This window comes from Pseudarthrobacter sp. 1G09 (assembly GCF_050038305.1).
GTDB classification, from domain to species: domain Bacteria; phylum Actinomycetota; class Actinomycetes; order Actinomycetales; family Micrococcaceae; genus Arthrobacter; species Arthrobacter equi.
In genome coordinates, this window is sequence record NZ_CP188306.1 from 2694106 (window position 1) to 2711971 (window position 17866).

The 17866-nt window shown below is 67.1% G+C and carries 14 protein-coding genes; 5 read left to right on the plus strand and 9 right to left on the minus strand.

Translation table 11 applies throughout. The features are described from left to right. Positions 1–5 precede the first annotated feature (5 nt). The 4 genes from ACP3TD_RS12400 to ACP3TD_RS12415 are packed head-to-tail and all read right to left on the minus strand — an operon-like array spanning position 6 to position 3924. Positions 6–752, minus strand: coding sequence for an HAD family hydrolase (locus ACP3TD_RS12400; protein WP_426763250.1), 747 nt, complete (start codon positions 750–752; stop codon positions 6–8). Further along, a complete protein-coding gene (gltX, locus tag ACP3TD_RS12405; protein WP_426763252.1) occupies positions 752–2266 on the minus strand; it encodes a glutamate--tRNA ligase in 1515 nt (504 codons plus the stop codon). Before gltX ends, ACP3TD_RS12400 begins: the two co-directional genes overlap by 1 nt. Positions 2267–2316: 50 nt before the next feature. Then, positions 2317–3093: a fumarylacetoacetate hydrolase family protein gene (locus ACP3TD_RS12410; protein WP_426763254.1), complete on the minus strand. Its 777-nt coding sequence runs from the start codon at positions 3091–3093 to the stop codon at positions 2317–2319. A gap of 3 nt (positions 3094–3096) precedes the next feature. After that, the gene (locus tag ACP3TD_RS12415; protein WP_426763256.1) at positions 3097–3924 is read right to left on the minus strand and encodes an MBL fold metallo-hydrolase; all 828 of its coding nucleotides are present in this window, start codon (positions 3922–3924) and stop codon (positions 3097–3099) included. Between the two features lie 133 nt (positions 3925–4057). Between ACP3TD_RS12415 and ACP3TD_RS12420 the strand changes: the two genes are divergently transcribed. Then, positions 4058–4651 carry a hypothetical protein gene (locus ACP3TD_RS12420; protein ID WP_426763258.1) on the plus strand — a complete coding sequence of 198 codons (594 nt, stop codon included), beginning with the start codon at positions 4058–4060 and terminating at the stop codon, positions 4649–4651. An 89-nt stretch (positions 4652–4740) separates the two neighbouring features. Here ACP3TD_RS12420 and ACP3TD_RS12425 read toward each other — a convergent pair whose 3' ends face one another. Then, complete coding sequence (locus ACP3TD_RS12425; RefSeq protein WP_426763260.1) at positions 4741–5853, minus strand: branched-chain amino acid aminotransferase; 1113 nt, start codon at positions 5851–5853, stop codon at positions 4741–4743. A 103-nt stretch (positions 5854–5956) separates the two neighbouring features. Then, positions 5957–7009, minus strand: coding sequence for a 3-isopropylmalate dehydrogenase (locus tag ACP3TD_RS12430; protein ID WP_015937447.1), 1053 nt, complete (start codon positions 7007–7009; stop codon positions 5957–5959). A gap of 154 nt (positions 7010–7163) precedes the next feature. Here ACP3TD_RS12430 and ACP3TD_RS12435 point away from each other — a divergent pair, with 154 nt between their 5' ends. The 4 genes from ACP3TD_RS12435 (at position 7164) to ACP3TD_RS12450 (ending at position 12487) form a co-directional block, all read left to right on the plus strand. Further along, complete coding sequence (locus ACP3TD_RS12435) at positions 7164–8357, plus strand: sensor histidine kinase (protein ID WP_426763262.1); 1194 nt, start codon at positions 7164–7166, stop codon at positions 8355–8357. 3 nt (positions 8358–8360) lie between these two features. Beyond that, positions 8361–9089 carry a response regulator gene (locus ACP3TD_RS12440; RefSeq protein ID WP_426763264.1) on the plus strand — a complete coding sequence of 243 codons (729 nt, stop codon included), beginning with the start codon at positions 8361–8363 and terminating at the stop codon, positions 9087–9089. Between the two features lie 102 nt (positions 9090–9191). After that, the gene (locus ACP3TD_RS12445; RefSeq protein WP_426763266.1) at positions 9192–9968 is read left to right on the plus strand and encodes an ABC transporter ATP-binding protein; all 777 of its coding nucleotides are present in this window, start codon (positions 9192–9194) and stop codon (positions 9966–9968) included. A 2-nt stretch (positions 9969–9970) separates the two neighbouring features. After that, the gene (locus tag ACP3TD_RS12450; protein WP_426763268.1) at positions 9971–12487 is read left to right on the plus strand and encodes an FtsX-like permease family protein; all 2517 of its coding nucleotides are present in this window, start codon (positions 9971–9973) and stop codon (positions 12485–12487) included. An 81-nt stretch (positions 12488–12568) separates the two neighbouring features. Here the strand turns inward: ACP3TD_RS12450 and metG are convergent, their stop codons facing one another. Genes metG through ACP3TD_RS12465 form a run of 3 tightly spaced genes read right to left on the minus strand, consistent with a single transcriptional unit; the run spans position 12569 to position 17710 of the window. Then, complete coding sequence (gene metG, locus ACP3TD_RS12455) at positions 12569–14128, minus strand: methionine--tRNA ligase (RefSeq protein WP_426763270.1); 1560 nt, start codon at positions 14126–14128, stop codon at positions 12569–12571. A gap of 34 nt (positions 14129–14162) precedes the next feature. Then, the gene (locus ACP3TD_RS12460; protein WP_091721010.1) at positions 14163–14918 is read right to left on the minus strand and encodes an ABC transporter ATP-binding protein; all 756 of its coding nucleotides are present in this window, start codon (positions 14916–14918) and stop codon (positions 14163–14165) included. Continuing rightward, positions 14915–17710: an ABC transporter permease gene (locus ACP3TD_RS12465; protein WP_426763271.1), complete on the minus strand. Its 2796-nt coding sequence runs from the start codon at positions 17708–17710 to the stop codon at positions 14915–14917. Before ACP3TD_RS12465 ends, ACP3TD_RS12460 begins: the two co-directional genes overlap by 4 nt. Positions 17711–17866: the final 156 nt, after the last annotated feature.

Genomic DNA, 17866 nt, shown 5'->3' on the forward strand with positions numbered 1-17866 from the left:
ACCCCCTAGTGGAAGAGCGGGAGCAATTCCGCCAGTGTGGAAACCGCGGCACCTGAAAAATGCGCCGCGGTTTCCGCGTTCCGGTTCAGCCAAACACCCTGCAGCCCTGCCGCCGTCGAGCCCTCCGCATCGAGCAACCTGTTGTCGCCCACGTAAAGGGTTTCAGAGGGTGCAGTGCCCAGGAGCCGGACACCTTCGAGGTAGATCGCCGGGTTGGGCTTGGCCACCCCCAAGGTGTCGGTGCCCACGAGGTGCGCCACCCGCTCCAGGCCGGCGCCATCCAGTTTCGCCCGTTGGTAGTCGTGGACGTTGTTGCTGACGGCCCCGTACGGGATCCCTGCCCGGTCCAGGACATCGAGCAGCGGCAGGACATCCGGGAACGGCTTCACGTAGGACGGCTGCTTCTGGATGTAGGCGGTCAGCCACTGGTGCGATTCCTCGCCGTCGGCCAGTTCGATGCCGAAGTGTCCCAGCGCAGCCCGGCCCCGCAGGAGGCGCTGCTCATTGAATGTCAGCTCGCCCGCAAGGTATTGATCGTAATAGTGCGTGGTCTCATGGGTGAAGATGCGGCCGAACCGCTCCCACCCGGACTGGTCGAGGCCGGGCAGGAGATGCTCGCTGACCTCCCGCAAGGCGGTGGTCATGGAGAATTCGAGATCCACGAGGGTGTCGTCGATATCGAACAGGACACCCCGGACGGTACCCACTTGGGCCTCCAGGAGGCCGTCGGCAGCGGAACTGGCCACAACCATCAGCCGCGGAAAGCCTGAAGCCTGCGGAGTGAGGCATCCTTGCCCAGGATCACCATCGATTCGAACAGCGGCGGCGAGATGCGGCGGCCCGACACGGCGGTGCGGACCGGTCCGAAGGCCAGGCGCGGCTTCAGTCCGAGGTCCTCGACGAGGGCCTGCTTGAGGGCCGCCTGGATGGTCTCCGGATTCCATTCCTCGATGGGCGCAAGGGCACCGATCGCTGCGTCCAGGACTTCGGCCAGGTTTTCCGGCAGGCCCTTGCGCGCGTTGTCGGCAACGTCAATGGCGTCATCTGCCTTGAACAGGAAAGCGATCATTTCAGGTGCCTCGCCCAGCAGGGTGATGCGCTCCTGGATCAGGGGTGCGGCTTCGGTGACGATCTCTTCTTCGCGGTCGGTCAGGATCTCCCCCACCAGTCCGGCTTCCCGCAGGTAGTGCGCCACCCGGTTCCGGAAATCCTCCGGGGCGAGCATCCGCACGTGCGTGCCGTTGATGGCTTCGGCCTTCTTCAGGTCGAAGCGTGCGGGGTTGGCCAGGACGTCGTGGATGTCGAAGTTCTCCACCAGCTGCTCCACGGTGAAGATGTCCTCATCGGCGCTGAGTGACCAGCCCAGCAGGGACAGGTAGTTCAACAGACCCTCCGGGATGAAGCCCCGCTCGCGGTGCAGGAAGAGGCTGGACTCGGGATCGCGCTTGGAAAGCTTCTTGTTGCCCTGGCCCATGACGTAGGGCAGGTGGCCGAATTCGGGCATGTACTCAGCAACACCAACGGCGTGAAGCGCACGGTAGAGGGCAATTTGCCGCGGGGTGGAGCTAAGCAGGTCTTCGCCGCGGAGCACGTGGGTGATGCCCATCAGCGCGTCGTCCACCGGGTTGACCAGGGTGTACAGCGGGTGGCCGTTGGCCCGCACCACTGCGAAGTCGGGAACCGAACCGGCGCGGAAGGTAATCTCGCCGCGGACCAGGTCGGTGAAGGTGAGGTCCTCGTCAGGCATCCGGAGACGGAGGACGGCCTGGCGGCCCTCAGCCCGGTACTGGGCCAGCTGCTCCTCCGTCAGGTGCCGGTCGTACCCGTCGTAGCCGAGCTTGGGGTCACGGCCGGCGGCACGGTGGCGGGCTTCAATCTCGTCGGGCGTGGAGTAGGACTCGTAGATGAAGCCGCCCTCATGCAGCCGCTTGATGACGTCCTGGTAGATGTCACTGCGCTGGGACTGCCGGTACGGTTCGTGCGGTCCGCCCACCTCGACGCCCTCGTCCCAGTCGATGCCGAGCCATTTCAGCGCATCCAGCAGCTGGTGGTAGCTCTCCTCGCTGTCCCGCGCCGCGTCCGTGTCCTCGATGCGGAACACCAGGGTGCCCTTGGTGTGCCGAGCGTAGGCCCAGTTGAAGAGGGCGGTACGGATCAGGCCCACATGCGGAGTGCCGGTGGGTGAGGGGCAGAAACGGACCCGGACGGGTGTTTCCGCGGTAACAGGCGGGATGGAGGCGGCAGGCGACGAAGAAGCGATAGTCATAGTGGCTTCAACTTTACCGTCTGGCGCCTGCCGCCATCGCGGCCTGTCCCTTAGCGGCGGACGATCGGGTTGGACAGCCGGCCGATGCCTTCGATTTCCACTTCGTACCGGTCACCGGCGGTGACCAGACCGACGCCGGCGGGAGTGCCGGTCATGATCACGTCACCAGGCAGCAGGGTGAACGCCTGGGAGACGACCGAGACCAGTTCCCGGACGCCGCGGATCATCTGGTTGGTGTTGCCGTCCTGGCGCAATTCGCCGTTGAGCCTGCCCTGGATCTGCAGGTCCTCGGTGTCCAGCTCCGTTTCAATCCACGGGCCAAGCGGCGCGGAAGTATCGAACCCCTTGGCACGGGTCCACTGCAGGTCGGTCTTCTGGACGTCGCGGGCCGTGAGGTCGTTGCCACAGGTATAACCGAAGATGACGTCGTCGACGCGGTCTTCGGGGACGTCTTTGCAGATCCGGCCGATGACGACGCACAGCTCTGCCTCAAAGGAGATCTCCTCGGAGAACTCCGGCAGCACGACGGGATCGTTTGGGCCGACGACGGCCGTGTTCGGCTTGAGGAACAGCAGCGGCTGGGCAGGCACATCGTTGCCGAGCTCGTGGGCGTGCTCGACGAAGTTCCGGCCGACGCCGATCACCTTGCTGCGCGGGATAATCGGCGCCAGCAGCCGGACGTCCTCCAGCTTGTGGCGGACCGACGTGCGCTCCACGCCATTGAAGAACGGGTCACCCTGGATGACAGTAATTTCCTCGCTGCCAGCGTCACCTTCAACAACGCCGTACAGGGGATCGGAATCGACGACAAACCTCGCAATACGCATGGTTCATACCCTACCGTTTCCCAGGTGGGCCCCAGCATTGCCATGACCTTCCCGCAGGTAGTGCAGCTGCGCGGCCACTGACATCTCGGCGGCGCGCCTGACGGAAGGTCCGACGTCGGAATAGACGGCGTCCGCCACGTCGCCAACGGACGCGTCCCGGCCCAGCCGGTCCAGGGTTGCGCGGATCTGCGCCAGGCGTTCGTGGCGGTGCGTCCGGTAGCCGCGGACAACCTCCGCCAGGGAGGGCAGGACAGGTCCGTGGGCCGGCAGGACCGTGGCCGGCCCCATGGCCTCAAGCCGGTCCAGGGTGGCCAGGTAGTCCCCCAGCGTCCCGTCGGGATAGTCCAGCATGGTGGTTCCCCTGCCCAGGATGGTGTCCCCGGTCAGGACGGACCCGTCCGGCCCGTCGCCGGCCAGGTGGAAGCAGACCGAGTCGGAGGTGTGTCCCGGGGTGGCCAGTACGGTCAGCTGGAGCCCGGCGGCGCGGACCACTTCGCCGTCCTGCAGCGGCGCTCCCCCGCCGTGGCAGTGGGCGGGATCCGCGGCGCGGACAGGGGCGCCGGTCAGCTTGTGCAATCGTGCCGAACCCGCCGTGTGGTCGGCGTGCCGGTGGGTGATGAGGACGAGTTCGACGGCGGCCGCGCGCGCCAGCGCCAACAGGTGAACTTCATTGTCCGGTCCGGGATCCACCACCACCGCGGTGGGGCTGCCGGGACCGGCAAGGACATAGGAGTTGGTCCCGTCCAGGCTCATGGGCCCGGGATTGGGGGCAAGGATGAACCGGGTCAGGTCGGAACTGCGCTGCAGGCTGGCGGCGGAATCTGGAGTCACTGCCCCATCCTTGCACCGATGGACCGGGGCTGCCCGATCCCCGGCGCCGGATCACGGGCCGGAATAGATCGAACACCCGGGTGGGTTGACCACAAATGACGCCCCATCCACCACCAGGAAGCCGGATACATTCATGACCAGCGCACCCAGCCTTGCAGAACTCATCGCCAACGCAGAAGCGGACGGCCACGACCACTCCTCGACGGAGAAGAGCACCGGGCTCCTGCACATCCACAACCACGCGGCAGGAACCGTGGTCTGGTTTCCCACCTGGAAGACATTCCGCGGGACGGCCGACTGGAGCGAAGCAGTGGACGCCGCCGGGGTGGACCTCGCCGAGTCGGAGGCCGCAGACGCACAGGCGGCCGGTATCCTGGCCGGCGAACTGGAGGAACTGCTGAAGCGTGCCGCCGTGTCGGGTGACGCCGCAGCTTTCGCCAGTGAAAACCTCACCACGCACCTGACCCGCACCTGGGCGCTGGGCGACGCGGCCGCCAAGGCCACGGGCAGGGAACCGTTCACTGCCGGGGCCACCCCCGCGGCCTTCGAGGGCTATCACTATGAGGTGTACGCGCAGGACGGCGGCGTGTTTGCCTCGTCCCTGTTTAACGACATCATCGACTCCCGGCGCCAGCACGCGCTGGCCGAAGAGGCGGCCCGGAAGGCCCTGAAGCCGGTCTCCCGCAAAGCCCGGAAGAATGCCGCCCGCAAGGCAGCCCGGCGCTGACCGGCCGGCAATGGCCGTAAACGCAAACGGCGCCTGCATGGACCAAAGTCCGGCAGGCGCCGTCGTGCGTTTCCAAGCCGTCTGCCCGCTCAGGCGAGGCGGGTCAGCCAGCCGTGGGTGTCCGGAACGGTCCCCGTCTGGATGCCCAGCAGCTGTTCGCGGATGGCCATGGTGGTTTCGCCGGCCTTGGCGTCCTCAGAGCCGATGAATTCCGTGGCGTCCTTGAGGACCCCGATGGGGGTAATAACGGCCGCGGTACCGCAGGCAAAGACCTCTGCGATCTCGCCGGAGGCAACGCCGTCGCGCCATTCATCGAGGGTGATCTTGCGCTCGGTGACCTCCCGGCCCATGTCCTTGGCCACCTGCATGACGGACATCCGGGTGACACCTTCGAGGATGGTGCCGGTGAGGGCGGGCGTGACCAGGGAGCCGTCCTTCATGACGAAGAAGACGTTCATGCCACCGAGCTCTTCCACGGCGTCGTCGTTGAAGTGGTCGAGGAAGAGGACCTGCTTGCAGCCGTTGGCTTCAGCTTCCTGCTGGGCGATCAGGGAAGCGGCGTAGTTGCCGCCGCACTTCGCGTCGCCCGTTCCGCCGCGCCCTGCACGGGCGTACTCGCGCGAGATCCAGATGGAGACCGGCTTGAGCTCGCCGCCGAAGTAGTTGCCGGCAGGCGAAGCGATGACCCGGAAGGAGACCTCGCGTGCGGCGCGGACGCCGAGGAAGGCCTCGGTAGCGATCATGAACGGCCGCAGGTAAAGGGCCTCGCCATCACCGTTGGGAACCCAGTCCTTGTCCGCGGCCACAAGCTCGCGAATGGCGCCGAGGAAGTACTCCACGGGCAGTTCGGGAAGCGCAAGCCGGCGTGCGGACTTGTTCAGCCGGGCCGCATTGGCCTCCGGACGGAACGTCCAGACGGAACCGTCAGCGTGGCGGTAGGCCTTCAACCCTTCGAAGATCTCCTGGCCGTAGTGGAAGACGGCTGCGGAAGGATCCAGGACGATGGGTCCGTAGGCTTCGACCCGGGGGTCGTGCCAGCCGCCGTTGCCGTCCGCGTCCACGCTGTAGTCGACGACGGCGGTGTGGTCGGTGAAGTAGTTGCCGAATCCCGGGTTCGCCAGGATGGCTTCACGCTGTTCTGCGGTCTTCGGGTTCGCCGAAGGCTGCAGGCTGAATTCGACGCCATGGGCAGTCTGGGTCATGGTTCCTCCACGATCGGCCGCCGGGGTTCAGCGCTGAACGAAGGTGGCGGCATTGGGTAATTCGAGACAAGCTTACGCCCGATGCCGGTGGCTCCGGCGCGGGTCAGAGTCCGGCGGCGATGGCGTCGCCGACGGCGGTGGTGCTCCGGGCGGTGCCGTCGCGCTTTTCGACGTCGGCCACTACAGCGGCTTCGATCTTCCGGGCCGCTTCGGCATAGCCAAGGTGGTCCAGCAGGAGCGCTGCGGAGAGGATGGCCGCCGTCGGATCTGCCTTGCCCTGTCCGGCGATGTCCGGCGCGGAACCGTGGACGGGTTCGAACATTGAGGGCGCAGTGCGGTCCATGTTGATGTTTCCGCTGGCGGCCAGCCCGATGCCGCCGGTAATGGCGGCAGCCAGGTCCGTGAGGATGTCACCGAAAAGGTTGTCGGTGACGATCACGTCGAAGCGGGACGGGTCGGTGACCATGAAGATGGTGGCGGCGTCCACATGCAGGTAGTCGTGGGTGACCTCGGGGAACTCCTGGGCCACAGCCTCGACGGTGCGCTTCCAGAGGTGCCCGGCGAAGACCAGGACGTTGTGCTTGTGAACCAGGGTGACGTGCTTGCGTTCGCGGGCGCTGGCGCGGCGGAAGGCATCGCGGACCACGCGCTCAACGCCGTGGGCAGTGTTCAGGGAGACCTCTGTGGCTACCTCATGCGGTGTGCCGGCGCGCAGGCTGCCGCCGTTGCCCACATAAGGGCCTTCGGTTCCTTCGCGGACCACAATGAAATCAATGGTGCCCGGGTTGGCGAGGGGGCTGCCGACGGTGCCGTACAGCCTTGACGGGCGCAGATTGACGTAGTGGTCAAGGCTGAAGCGCAGCTTCAGGAGCATCTCACGCTCAATGATGCCGGACGGGATGCGGGTGTCGCCGGGGGCTGCGCCGACAGCGCCGAACAGGATGGCATCGCGGGTCCGCAGGTCCGCGAGAACCTCGTCCGGCAGGGTTTCGCCGGTGGCCAGCCAGTGCTCGGCACCAAGCTTGTAGTGGGTCTGCTTGAGCTCCACTCCCTCTGCGGCCACAGCCTTTTCCAGCACTTTGACTGCCTCGGCAATGACCTCAGGGCCGATGCCGTCGCCGGGGATTACTGCAAGGTCAATGGAGGATGCGCTCATATTTTCAGGGTAGCCAAAACATCCATATGCTGATCAACCCGTCTCACTATTCAGACGTGACAGGTGTCTGGGGGTGTCCTGGTGCTGCCTGTGGAGGCGGAGATCAGCCTCCGGTATGAGGCGTCGTCCGGCCCCAACAGCATAGAGTTCCCGGGTGGAACGTCGGCATAAGCTCTATCAGTGGCTCCGGGTCAACACCTTCCGGGTGGACCTGGCACTTATGTTTACGGTCCTGTTGTTCTGCGGCCCGGTCTATCTCCTCGCCGACAGGCCAGGCCATTTCGTCCTGTCCAGCGCACTGGTGGTTCCACTGGCCTGGCGGCGGACCAGTCCCGTCCGTGCCGCAGCAGCCATCGTGCTCGCCTGCCTGGCGCTGTGGGCCGCCGGCCTTGAGCCGCTGGCGGGCCTGGTGGCCGTTCCGCTGGTCATCTACGCCGTTGCCGCCTATGGTCCCGCCTGGGCCAGCCGCTCGGTCCTTGGCCTGGGCCTGCTCGGTGGGGTGCTCCTGACCTCCCGCAACCTCAGCAGCACGGCTGAAACCGGAGTCCTTGGCCTGACCATCAGCGCCGTCTATACGGTGCTGATCTGGATGCTGGTCCTCTTCAGCTGGACCCTGGGCGACCTGACCCGGGTGCGGCGGCAGCAACTCCAGACCCTTTCAGACCGTGCCCGCAGGCTCGAAATTGAACAACAGCAGGAACGCTCCCTCGCCGCCGCCGATGAACGCGCCCACATCGCCCGGGAGATGCACGACATCGTGGCCCATTCCCTCTCCGTGATCATCACCCAGTCCGACGGCGCCAGGTACGCCGCCGCAGCCAACCCTTCGGTCGCCACCGAGACACTGGCCACCGTCGCCGCTACGGCCCGGACCTCGCTCGCGGAAATGCGGCGGCTGCTGGGCGTTCTGCGGCACGGCGATGGGGCCACCACCCGTCCCCTGCCGGGGCTCTCAGATGTGGACGAGCTGTTCCTCGGCTTCCGGGCGGCAGGGCTTCGCCTGGCTTTTGAACAGCAAGGCAACCCGCGACGGGCCCTTCCGGCCGGCGCCGAACTCACCGCCTACCGGGTGCTCCAGGAGGCGCTCACCAACGTCCTCAAGCACGCCGGCCCGCGGGCCAGCGCCAGTGCCGCTATCCGGTGGCAGCAGCGTGGGCTGCAGATTGAGGTGTACGACGACGGCCGGGGCGCCTCCGCGGACCACGCCCGCGAAGCTGCGGCGCACGGCGGCAACGGCCTGCGGGGCATGCGGGAGCGGATCAACCTCTACGATGGTTCGTTGGCAGCCGGACCGGCTGCGGGCGGGGGCTTCCTGGTCTCGGCTTTCCTCCCCTATACAGAGGCCTGAGCAATGACACTCCTGGAAGAACGCCCGTCTGCGGACAGGATCAGGGTTGCCCTGGTCGATGACCAGCAGTTGGTCAGGTCGGGATTTGGCATGCTGATCAACTCCCAGCCGGACCTTGACGTCGTGGTCGAAGCGGGCAACGGCCTTGAAGCACTGCAGGCGCTCGGAGCGGTGGCGGCCGACGTCGTCCTGATGGATGTCCGGATGCCGGGCATGGACGGGATCGAAGCCACCCGCCGGCTGATGGAAAGTGCACTTGCGGCCCCCGCCGGTTCGGCCAGGGCAGACCTCCGGGTGGTGGTGCTGACAACTTTCGACCTTGACGAGTACGCGCTGGCTGCCATCCAGGCCGGCGCCAGCGGGTTCCTGCTCAAGGACGCTCCCCCGGAGGAACTGCTGGAGGCTATCCGGACCGTCCACCGCGGAGATGCCGTCATCGCCCCGTCCACCACCCGGCGACTCCTGGACCATGTCGCACCGCTGCTGCGCACCCAGGGCAACGAACGGCCTGAACACCACGCCGCTGTACAGCGGCTCACCACCCGCGAGCGCGAGGTGTTCCAGCTCATTGCGCAGGGCCGGTCCAATCCTGAGATAGCGGCTGGCCTGTTCGTGTCCGAAGCGACGGTGAAAACCCACGTTGGGCACATCCTGGCCAAGCTGGGCGCCCGCGACCGCGTCCAGGCCGTGGTGATCGCGTACGAGACCGGAGTGGTAACCCCCGGAGGCTGACAGTTTATGGGCACGGACTCAGACCACGGTATGAGCCGGGCCCCGGCAGGACCAGACCGCCGGCCGATCCCGAGGCAGGGAGCTGCCCCATAGCGTGGAAATATGACAACTTCCGTGCATGCCCACCGCTCCCCCAACCCGGGAAACATCACCGCGCCCCCTGCTGTGCAGGCCTTGTCCGTGACAAAGACCTATGGCCGCGACGCCACCCGGGTCACCGCCCTGCGCGAGGTCAGCGTGGGCTTCGAGGCCGGCCGGTTCACGGCCATCATGGGCCCCTCCGGCTCGGGAAAGTCCACGCTCATGCACTGCCTCGCCGGCCTGGACACGGCGGATTCGGGACGCGTCCTGGTGGGCGGTACGGATATTACGGGCCTCGGTGACAAGCAGTTGACCGCCCTCCGCCGCGACAGGATCGGTTTCGTCTTCCAGGCCTTCAACCTGGTACCCACACTTACCGCCGAGCAGAACATCACGCTGCCGTTGGCGCTGGCGAGCAAGGCAACCGACACGGCCTGGTTCGACTCCGTAGTGGCGACGCTCGGCCTGAAGGACCGGCTCAGCCACCGGCCGCACGAACTCTCCGGCGGCCAGCAGCAGCGGGTTGCCGTGGCCAGGGCGCTCCTGACCCGGCCGGATGTGGTCTTCGGCGATGAACCCACCGGCAACCTCGATTCCACCGCCGGCGGCGAAGTACTGGCGTTGCTGCGCCGCAGCAGCCGCGAGATGGGACAGACCATCATCATGGTCACCCACGACCCCGTTGCCGCCAGTTACGCCGACCGGGTGGTCCTGATGAGCGACGGTACCCTCGTGGGCGACATTGCCGGGCCCACGGCCGATTCCGTGCTGGCAGCCCTCGGCAAGCTGGGAGGCTGACGGTGCTTCGCGTCGCCTTGTCGCAGTTCCATTCCCACGGCCGGCGTTTCGTCGCCGTCGGCCTTGCGGTCATGCTCTCGGTGGCCTTCCTGTCCACCACGCTCATGGTGGGTGCCAGCACGCAGGCCACCCTGGGCGCCAGCCTCGGCGAGGCGTACAGCAAGGCCGACCTGGTCGCCACCCCGGAGGAGGGCACCTTCGACGAAACCGCGTTGCGGGCGGCCGGAAACACAGCCGGTGTGGCGGAAGCCTACGGCCAGCTGCTGGCGTACGGAGAGTTCACGGCCAGGGGCGAACAGGTTTTCGCGCAGGTCCGGAACCTCGCGCCTGCGGCCCTGGAGACCGCCGTCCTGGCCAGCGGGACCCTCCCGGGCAGCGCCGACGGCCTTGCGCTGGACGCAGCCACAGCAGCCCGTTATGGCCTGGCGGCCGGTGACCCGCTTACCGTCAGGGCGGCAGACGGGGCAACTGCAATGTCCATGACCATCACCGGCATCCTTCGGGCCAGCAACGATCCCTTCTCCTCCGCCTTGCCACAGCTGGTGGCCGGGACACCCGCCGTCAGTGCTCTTGCTGCGGCGCCGGGTTACGCCAGCATCCAGCTTGCCCTTGATCCCCGTACCGGCACTGAAGAGGCGAAGGCCAGCGTCAGCGCGGGACTGGCCGCCGCGGGCGCTGCAGGGGCCCAGCTCAAGACCGCGGACGAACAGGTAACCGCCCAGGTGGCCCAAATGACCGGAGGCAAGGACGAACTGACCGTTGTGCTCCTGGCATTCGCCGGCGTGGCGCTGCTTGTGTCGGGGCTGGTGGTGTCCAACACTTTCGCGGTGTTGGTGGCACAGCGTACTCGGGAACTGGCACTGCTGCGGTGCCTGGGCGCTGGACGGTCCCAGGTACGGAATTCGGTCCTGGCCGAAGCCCTGGTGGTGGGGTTGGTTTCCTCAGCTGCGGGCGTGCTTGCCGCCACCGGCCTGATGGCTGCCCTGATCGGCTGGGCCGGGACACAACCGGACATGGCCTTTGCCACCATGGCCGTGCCGCCGTCGTCCATTGTTGCCGGACTTGTGGTGGGCACGCTCCTGACACTGGTGGCCGCCCTGGTCCCGGCCAGGGCGGCCACGGCGGTGGCCCCGCTTGCCGCGCTGCGCCCTGCTGACGACGCCGGTATCGGCAACCACCGGGGCCGCGTACGGCTGGTGCTGGGCCTAACCGCATTGGCGCTGGGTGTGCCGCTGCTGGCATACGGCGCCGCCGGCGTGGTGCTGGTGGTGGCCTTCGCCGGCGGCGTGCTCTCCTTCATCGGGGTGCTGCTGTGCGCCACCCTGTTCGTACCCCGGCTCGTGGCCCTGCTTGGCAGGCTCGCCGCGCCGGCCGGAGTGCCGGGCAGGCTTGCCGCCCTCAACGCTGTCCGCAACCCTGCGCGGACCTCCGTGACCGCCGCCGCCCTGCTCATCGGCGTAACCCTGGTGGCACTGATGATGACCGGAGCCGCCACCGCACGCCAGGCTTTCGACGATGCACTCGCGGAAACCTACCCCGTGGACATGGCCGTCTCCGCCGGGTCCGGAGGCCAGCCACTGTCAACGGCACAGCGTGATGCCGTGTCCCGGGTGGACGGCGTGGCTGTGGCCGCCCTGCTGCCGGTGGTGGGACGGACCGGAAGCGACGGTATGGAGAGCCCTGTTTACGCGCTGGATACGGCGGAGGCGGGAAACCTGCTGCGTGACGGGTCCCTGACTTTGGAGCCGGGCAAAATCTACCTGCCCGAGGGGTGGCGCGCGGGCACGGCGCAGGTGGACGGCGCTGCGGGTGCTGTCGCCCTGGATGCGGTGGTGCTGCGGACCCGGAACATGCCACCGTTGGTCTCCAGCGACACAGCCCGCCAGTTTGGGCTTGCCGCCGGCGCAGCCGCCACCGGGGCTGGCGCTCCGGAAGCCAACGCTGCGGCCTCGGGTGCTGCCGTGTGGATCCGGCTCTCCGAGGGCGCCGGCGGCGGGCAGCCCTCCGGAAACCGGATCCGCGAAATCCAGTCCAGCGTGGCCCATGCCCTCGGCGTTGGCGGGAGCGCCGTCAGCGGTGCGGCCATTGAGCGTGTCACGTTCAACGAAGTTATTGACGTGTTGCTGCTGGTGGTCACCGGACTGCTGGGGGTCGCCGTGCTGATCGCCCTGATTGGTGTGGCCAACACGCTGTCCCTGTCCGTGCTGGAGCGGACGCGTGAGAACTCCCTGCTGCGGGCACTGGGCCTGACCCGCGGCCAGCTCCGCGGAATGCTCGCGCTGGAGGCCGTCCTGGTTGCCGCCGTAGCGGCGCTGCTCGGCTCAGCCCTGGGCACGGTGTACGGATGGCTGGGCGCCCGTTCGGCGCTCGGAAGCCTGGCCACGGTCACGCCCGTGGTTCCGTGGCTGCAGCTGGCGGGAGTGCTGGCCGTGGCGCTCGCCGCCGGGCTGCTGGCCTCGGTCCTTCCCGCCAGGCGGGCGTCCCGGTTGTCACCCGTGCAGGGGCTCGCCACTACCTAGGTCCACCCGCCGGCACCACAACAGCAAAGGGCAGGAGCCGCGGACATCCCGCGGCTCCTGCCCTTTCGTGGATCGGACCGGCTATGCCTCTGTCGGTTCCTCGTACTTGGGGAACACGGGCGCCGGTGCAGGCAGCGGCGTCCCGGCGGCGATGCGCGTGGCGACGGCAGCGAACTGGCGTGCTTCCCCTTCGGGCTGGCCGAGGGAATCAAGCAGCCGCGCCGTCGAGCCCGGCATCACCGGCTGGGCAAGGATGGCCACGATCCGGAGCACCTCAAGGGTGACGTAAAGGACGGTGTTCATGCGTTCGACGTCGGTCTTCCGCAGCACCCAGGGCGCCTGCTCGGCGAAGTAGGCGTTGGTGTCGCCAAGGACGGCCCAGATGGCTTCGAGGGCGCGGCTGAATTCCTGCTTGTCGAAGGCAGCCCGCGCTGTGTCAAGCAGGGCGCCGGCCTGTTCCAGGATGGTGGCGTCCGCGTCTGTGAAAGCGCCCGGGGTGGGAACCGCCCGCCCGCAGTTCTTGGCCACCATGGACAGGGAACGCTGCGCCAGGTTGCCGAAGTTGTTCGCCAGGTCCGAGTTCATCCGTCCCACGATGGCCTCGTGGTTGTAGCTGCCGTCAGCTCCGAACGGCACCTCGCGGAGGAAGAAGAACCGCACCTGGTCCAAACCGTACTGCTCCACGAAATCGGCCGGTGCCACCACGTTGCCCAGCGACTTGGACATCTTGACGCCGTTGTTGTGCAGGAAGCCGTGGATCATGACGCGCTTGGGCAGTTCCAGGCCGGCGCTCAGGAGGAAGGCGGGCCAGTAGATGGCGTGGAACCTGGAGATGTCCTTGCCGATCACGTGGACATCGGCCGGCCAGAACCGGCGGAACTTCTCGGAGTCCACGTCCGGGTAGCCCACACCGGTGAGGTAGTTGGTCAGTGCATCCACCCACACGTACATGACGTGGTTGCTGTTGCCTGGAACCGGGACGCCCCAGTCGAAGGTGGTGCGGCTGATGGACAGGTCCTCCAGGCCGCGCTTGACGAAGCTGATCACTTCGTTGAACCGGGACTGCGGGGCACCGAACTCAGGCTGCGCTTCGTAGAGGGCCAGCAGCTTGTCCTGGTATGCGGACAGCCGGAAGAAGTAGCTCTCCTCGGCCGTCCATGTCACCTCGGTGTCCGTCTCTTTCGAGTAGCGCACGCCGTCGTCCTTCACAACGGTCTCGTCCTCGCCGTAGAAGGCCTCGTCCCGGACGGAGTACCAGCCCTCGTACTTGTCGAGGTAGATGTCGCCGTTGGCTTCCATCTTCTTCCAGATGGCCTGCGACGCCGCGTAGTGGTCCTCGTCCGTGGTCCGGATGAAGCGGTCGTACGTGATGCCCAGGGCTTCGTGCGCCGCCTTGTAGACTTCCGCGTTCCGGTCCACCAGCTCCTTGGGAGTGATGCCTTCCTTTTCGGCCGTCTGGGCGATCTTCATCCCGTGCTCGTCCGTGCCCGTCAGGAACATCACGTCGTAGCCGTCCAGCCGCTTGAAGCGCGCCATGGCGTCGGTGGCGATGTACTCGTAGGCGTGGCCGATGTGCGGCACGCCGTTGGGGTAGGTGATGGCCGTGGTGATGTAGAACGGCGTTTTCTCTGAAGCAGTCACGTGCGGACAGTTACCTTCGATGCGGAGGGACGGGCTAGATCAGTTCAGTCAGGCTATCGCTCAGCCGGACCAGTTCGTGGTCGTGTGACGCCACCAGGACGGCGATGCCGTCGGACGTGGTGTCCTTGAGGATGCTGATAATGCGGTTGGCCGACGCGCGGTCCAGGCTGGCGGTGGGCTCATCCACCACCAGGACGCGGGTGCCAAGGATCAGGGCGCGGGCGATCGCGACGCGCTGCCGCTCACCGCCGGAAAGCTGCGCGGGCCGGTGCCGCATGCGGCGGCCCAGGCCCACCAGGTCCAGGAGGTCCTTGGCCATGTCGCGGCGCTGGTCCACCTCGCCGTCGGGGACGGCCGGCAGGAGGACGTTTTCCAAGGCGCTCATGCCGTCGATCAGGGCACCGCCCTGGTCCACGTAGCCGATCAGCGCGCGACGGCGGTCGGCGATTTCGTCGTCGCCCATGCTTTCAAGGGAATCGCCTTCCCAGAAGACGCGTCCCGACGTCGGCAGCGTCAGTCCTGCCCCGACCGTGAGGATGCTGGTCTTTCCCGAGCCGCTTCGGCCGGCGACGCAGTGCATCTCGCCGGCGTGCAGGGTCAGGTCAAAGCCCTCCACGACGCTGACGGCTTCGGCCCCGCCCTTGCCGCCGCCGTAGCGGATGGTGATGTCACTCAGCTCCAGCGGGGTGGCGTGGTCGGCCGCCTTGACGATGGTGTTGGCGCGGGTCTGCAGGGGAACCTCGCCGGAGCCGCCCCTGCGGCTCCGCTGGACATTCGTCGGGTTTGTCATTGGACCACTTTCGTTGCAATTGGAATCCAGCAAAGTACTGCCACGAGGCCGGCAACGCCTGCCCACAGCGCGGCGTAGGGGGCCAGGAGGAGGCCGATGCCGAGGGCGCCCAGCACGCCCAGGGGCAGGGCGACGGTTCCCACCAGCGCGTTTTCGAACAGGCGGACCTGCCGCAGCATGTCGGGGTTCCAGCCCATGGCCTCGAGGATGCCCAGGTACTGGCGCTTGGCGTTCAGTTCGAACCTGCCGGTGACCAGGGTGAGGACGAGTCCCACGGCCACGCCGGCGATCGCCAGCAGGATGCTGGGCAGCGCCACGCTGGCTGCGGCAAGTCCGCTCAGCGCGCTGGCGCCGGCTGCGCGGGGAATGTCGATCAGCAGTGCGATCAGTCCACCCACGGCGGCACCGAAGACACCCACTGCCACGGCCAGGGACAGGGTGTTGAACTTGTTGGTGCCCAGCTGGCGGTTGGCGAAGGTCAGCGGCGAGTCCACCGGGATCAGCCGTTCGTCGTGCTGCGGTTCCTGGTCGATGACGTCGCGGTGCTTGAGCTGCTGTGCGGCAAACAGTGCTGCGGCGGCGTAGAGCACCAGGACCGCGGCGCAAACGAGTGCGGTGGACAGGCTCCAGCTGATGAGGCTCAGCGCGATGCCCGCCACGGCCAGCAGGACCGCGCCGACGCCGAATTCCTCGAGCACCCAGCTGCGGATCCTCCGCTGGGTCCAGCCCATGGCGCGGAGGGTTCCGGCCTCGCTGCGCCGTTTGCGGATGTAGCTCACCGTTGATGCCCCGGTGAGGAGGGCGGCCCCGCAGAGGGTCAGGAACAGCAGGGTGACGTTGGTTCCGGACAGCGATCCGGTGACGGCGTCGGCGGCGTTCTGCCGGACCCAGGACTGCTGGACGGTACCCAGCGGCGATTCTTTGCCGGCGTCGTCCTTGGAGTAGCCGGGGACGAAGATGCTGGCGTCTTCACGGGCTGAACCTGCCACGATGGTGGCTTCCAGTCCCATGTCGCGGATCTCCGCGGCGAGCTTCTCGACGTCGGGCTGTGCTTCCTTCCAGCTGCCCGGCGCCTTGGCGCGGACCCGGATGGCGTCGATGACGTTGGCGTTGTTGGTGTAGCCGCGGGCTGCGGCGAGGCCGTAGTAGTCCGTGATGGCGCCCGCGGACTGGCTGGCCAGTCCGGTGGCGCTGAGGGACGGCTGGAGCTCCGTCGCCGGAACATCCTTGCCTTCGGCGTCCTTGACCATCGTGAACGGTGTGGGGTCGTAGCCGCCCAGGGGCAGCTTGTTGACGTCTCCGGAGGCCTCGGCCACTGCTGCCGGGTCGAACGTGCCGTACACCATGGCCAGCGGGGAAGCCTGCTTCTCTCCGGTGGACAGGTTGTCCCGGTAGGACCGCTCGTCCACGGGCTCGCGCTGGGTCTGGTCCACCGGGGCACCGTTGGCGCTCTTTTCGGGCAGGCGGTTGACGGTTACCCATTCACCGGGGACGGCGTTCTTGTCCACGGCGCCGTTGGCCGCCGTGCCCGCGTCGGAGTACTTGGGAGCTGCCGCAAAGTCGGTGCTCCATTTTGCGGGCGTGTAGAGACCCTGGTTGAAGTTCCCGTTGGCACCCAGCAGCGATGTGTGGTCGGTCGAGCCGGGCCAGGACAGCGCAAAGGGGTCCTTCGAGACGAACGGGAGGTAGTCCTTGTCGAGGGAGCGGGTGGCGGTGCCCACCTCGTTGATGACCTTGCCGGAGTCGTCGATCTCTTCGATCTTGACGTTGTACTTCAGGTCAAGGGAGGTGCCGGAGCGGACCACCAGGGGGATGGCCTGGGAGTCGGACGTCAGCTGGCCGGTGCGCTTGGCCTGCTGGTACTGGGTCATCAGGGGTGCCCAGTATTTGAGCTTTACGCCCAGGAAGTCCGGCCCGTCCTTGAGTTCGTCGAGGCCAATGCCGTTGGTGAAGAGGCCTTCGAGGTACCGGCCGACGGCGCCGGCGTTCCGTGCGTCGGCAGGCGGCGCTTTTTCGAGCGGGGCCAGGAAGTCCCCGGCAGTGCCAAGGAGGGCGCGCTCCGATGCGGGGTCAACGGCCACCACGGATTCCGTCACCTCGGGAGCGAGCGGCAGGGAGACGGACAGGTTGAACAGGTTGTGCTCGGAACCGCCGGCCGGGGACGGGAATTTGATGCCGGTTTCGCCGGCGGGCGCAGCGATGCGGATGCTGCTGCCTCCGGCGGCTTTCTCTTCAACGAGCTTGGCCTTGCCCAGCGTTCCCTCGGCGGTGGACTTAAACAGTGTCTGTTCGGAAACGCCGTCCGAGCTCACTGCGCTGGCGGTCAGGCGGTACTTCTTGGCCTTGTCGCCCAGCACGGATTCAGCGGCGGGCCACTTGTCCGGGGACGTGGCTCCGGCAGCCTGGTCGGCCGTTGCCGTTCCGGCGAGGCCGGCGTTGTAGCCGAGGTAGTCCATGGCGTCCAGCCGGGGCGCCTCAAGGTTCTGAGTCACGCGGGACACGAGGCTGATGGGGGCAGCCACCGACGTTCCGGAGAGCTTCCGGATCGAATCCAGCTGCTCGAAGCTGATCCCGCCGGTGCCGTTGGCAATCTCGGGCTGCAGCAAGGCTCCAGCAGGAGCCTTGGCCTGGACCAGCACGTCGTACAGGCCGCGTGAATTTTCATCCACGGTCCTGTTGAGTGCAGCCTGTGACTGGCTTTGGACGAGGACCGACAAGCACATGGCTGCGATCAGGATGGCCGCGGTCAACAGCAGCACTTTGCTCCTGATGAACCTCTGGACGGCGTTCATTGAACTCCCTGAAACCTGGATTGCGTAGCGCACACCCGTGTCGACCACGTGGCGGCAGCGGACATGGACGATTACGGACGGATGTGCAAAAAGTATTGGCCGGCCTGCCGGACCGGTCCCGAGAAGGGACCAGGCCATATTAAGCAGACCGGCCAA

What these genes read in the sequence shown, in the direction of transcription:
- ACP3TD_RS12430 (WP_015937447.1), bottom strand. Translation starts at nt 7,009, where the DNA reads ATGAGCGCATCCTCCATTGACCTTGCAGTAATCCCCGGCGACGGCATC.
- gltX (WP_426763252.1), bottom strand. Translation starts at nt 2,266, where the DNA reads ATGACTATCGCTTCTTCGTCGCCTGCCGCCTCCATCCCGCCTGTTACC.
- ACP3TD_RS12420 (WP_426763258.1), top strand. Translation starts at nt 4,058, where the DNA reads ATGACCAGCGCACCCAGCCTTGCAGAACTCATCGCCAACGCAGAAGCG.
- ACP3TD_RS12460 (WP_091721010.1), bottom strand. Translation starts at nt 14,918, where the DNA reads ATGACAAACCCGACGAATGTCCAGCGGAGCCGCAGGGGCGGCTCCGGC.
- ACP3TD_RS12465 (WP_426763271.1), bottom strand. Translation starts at nt 17,710, where the DNA reads ATGAACGCCGTCCAGAGGTTCATCAGGAGCAAAGTGCTGCTGTTGACC.
- ACP3TD_RS12425 (WP_426763260.1), bottom strand. Translation starts at nt 5,853, where the DNA reads ATGACCCAGACTGCCCATGGCGTCGAATTCAGCCTGCAGCCTTCGGCG.
- ACP3TD_RS12440 (WP_426763264.1), top strand. Translation starts at nt 8,361, where the DNA reads ATGACACTCCTGGAAGAACGCCCGTCTGCGGACAGGATCAGGGTTGCC.
- ACP3TD_RS12410 (WP_426763254.1), bottom strand. Translation starts at nt 3,093, where the DNA reads ATGCGTATTGCGAGGTTTGTCGTCGATTCCGATCCCCTGTACGGCGTT.
- ACP3TD_RS12445 (WP_426763266.1), top strand. Translation starts at nt 9,192, where the DNA reads ATGACAACTTCCGTGCATGCCCACCGCTCCCCCAACCCGGGAAACATC.
- ACP3TD_RS12400 (WP_426763250.1), bottom strand. Translation starts at nt 752, where the DNA reads ATGGTTGTGGCCAGTTCCGCTGCCGACGGCCTCCTGGAGGCCCAAGTG.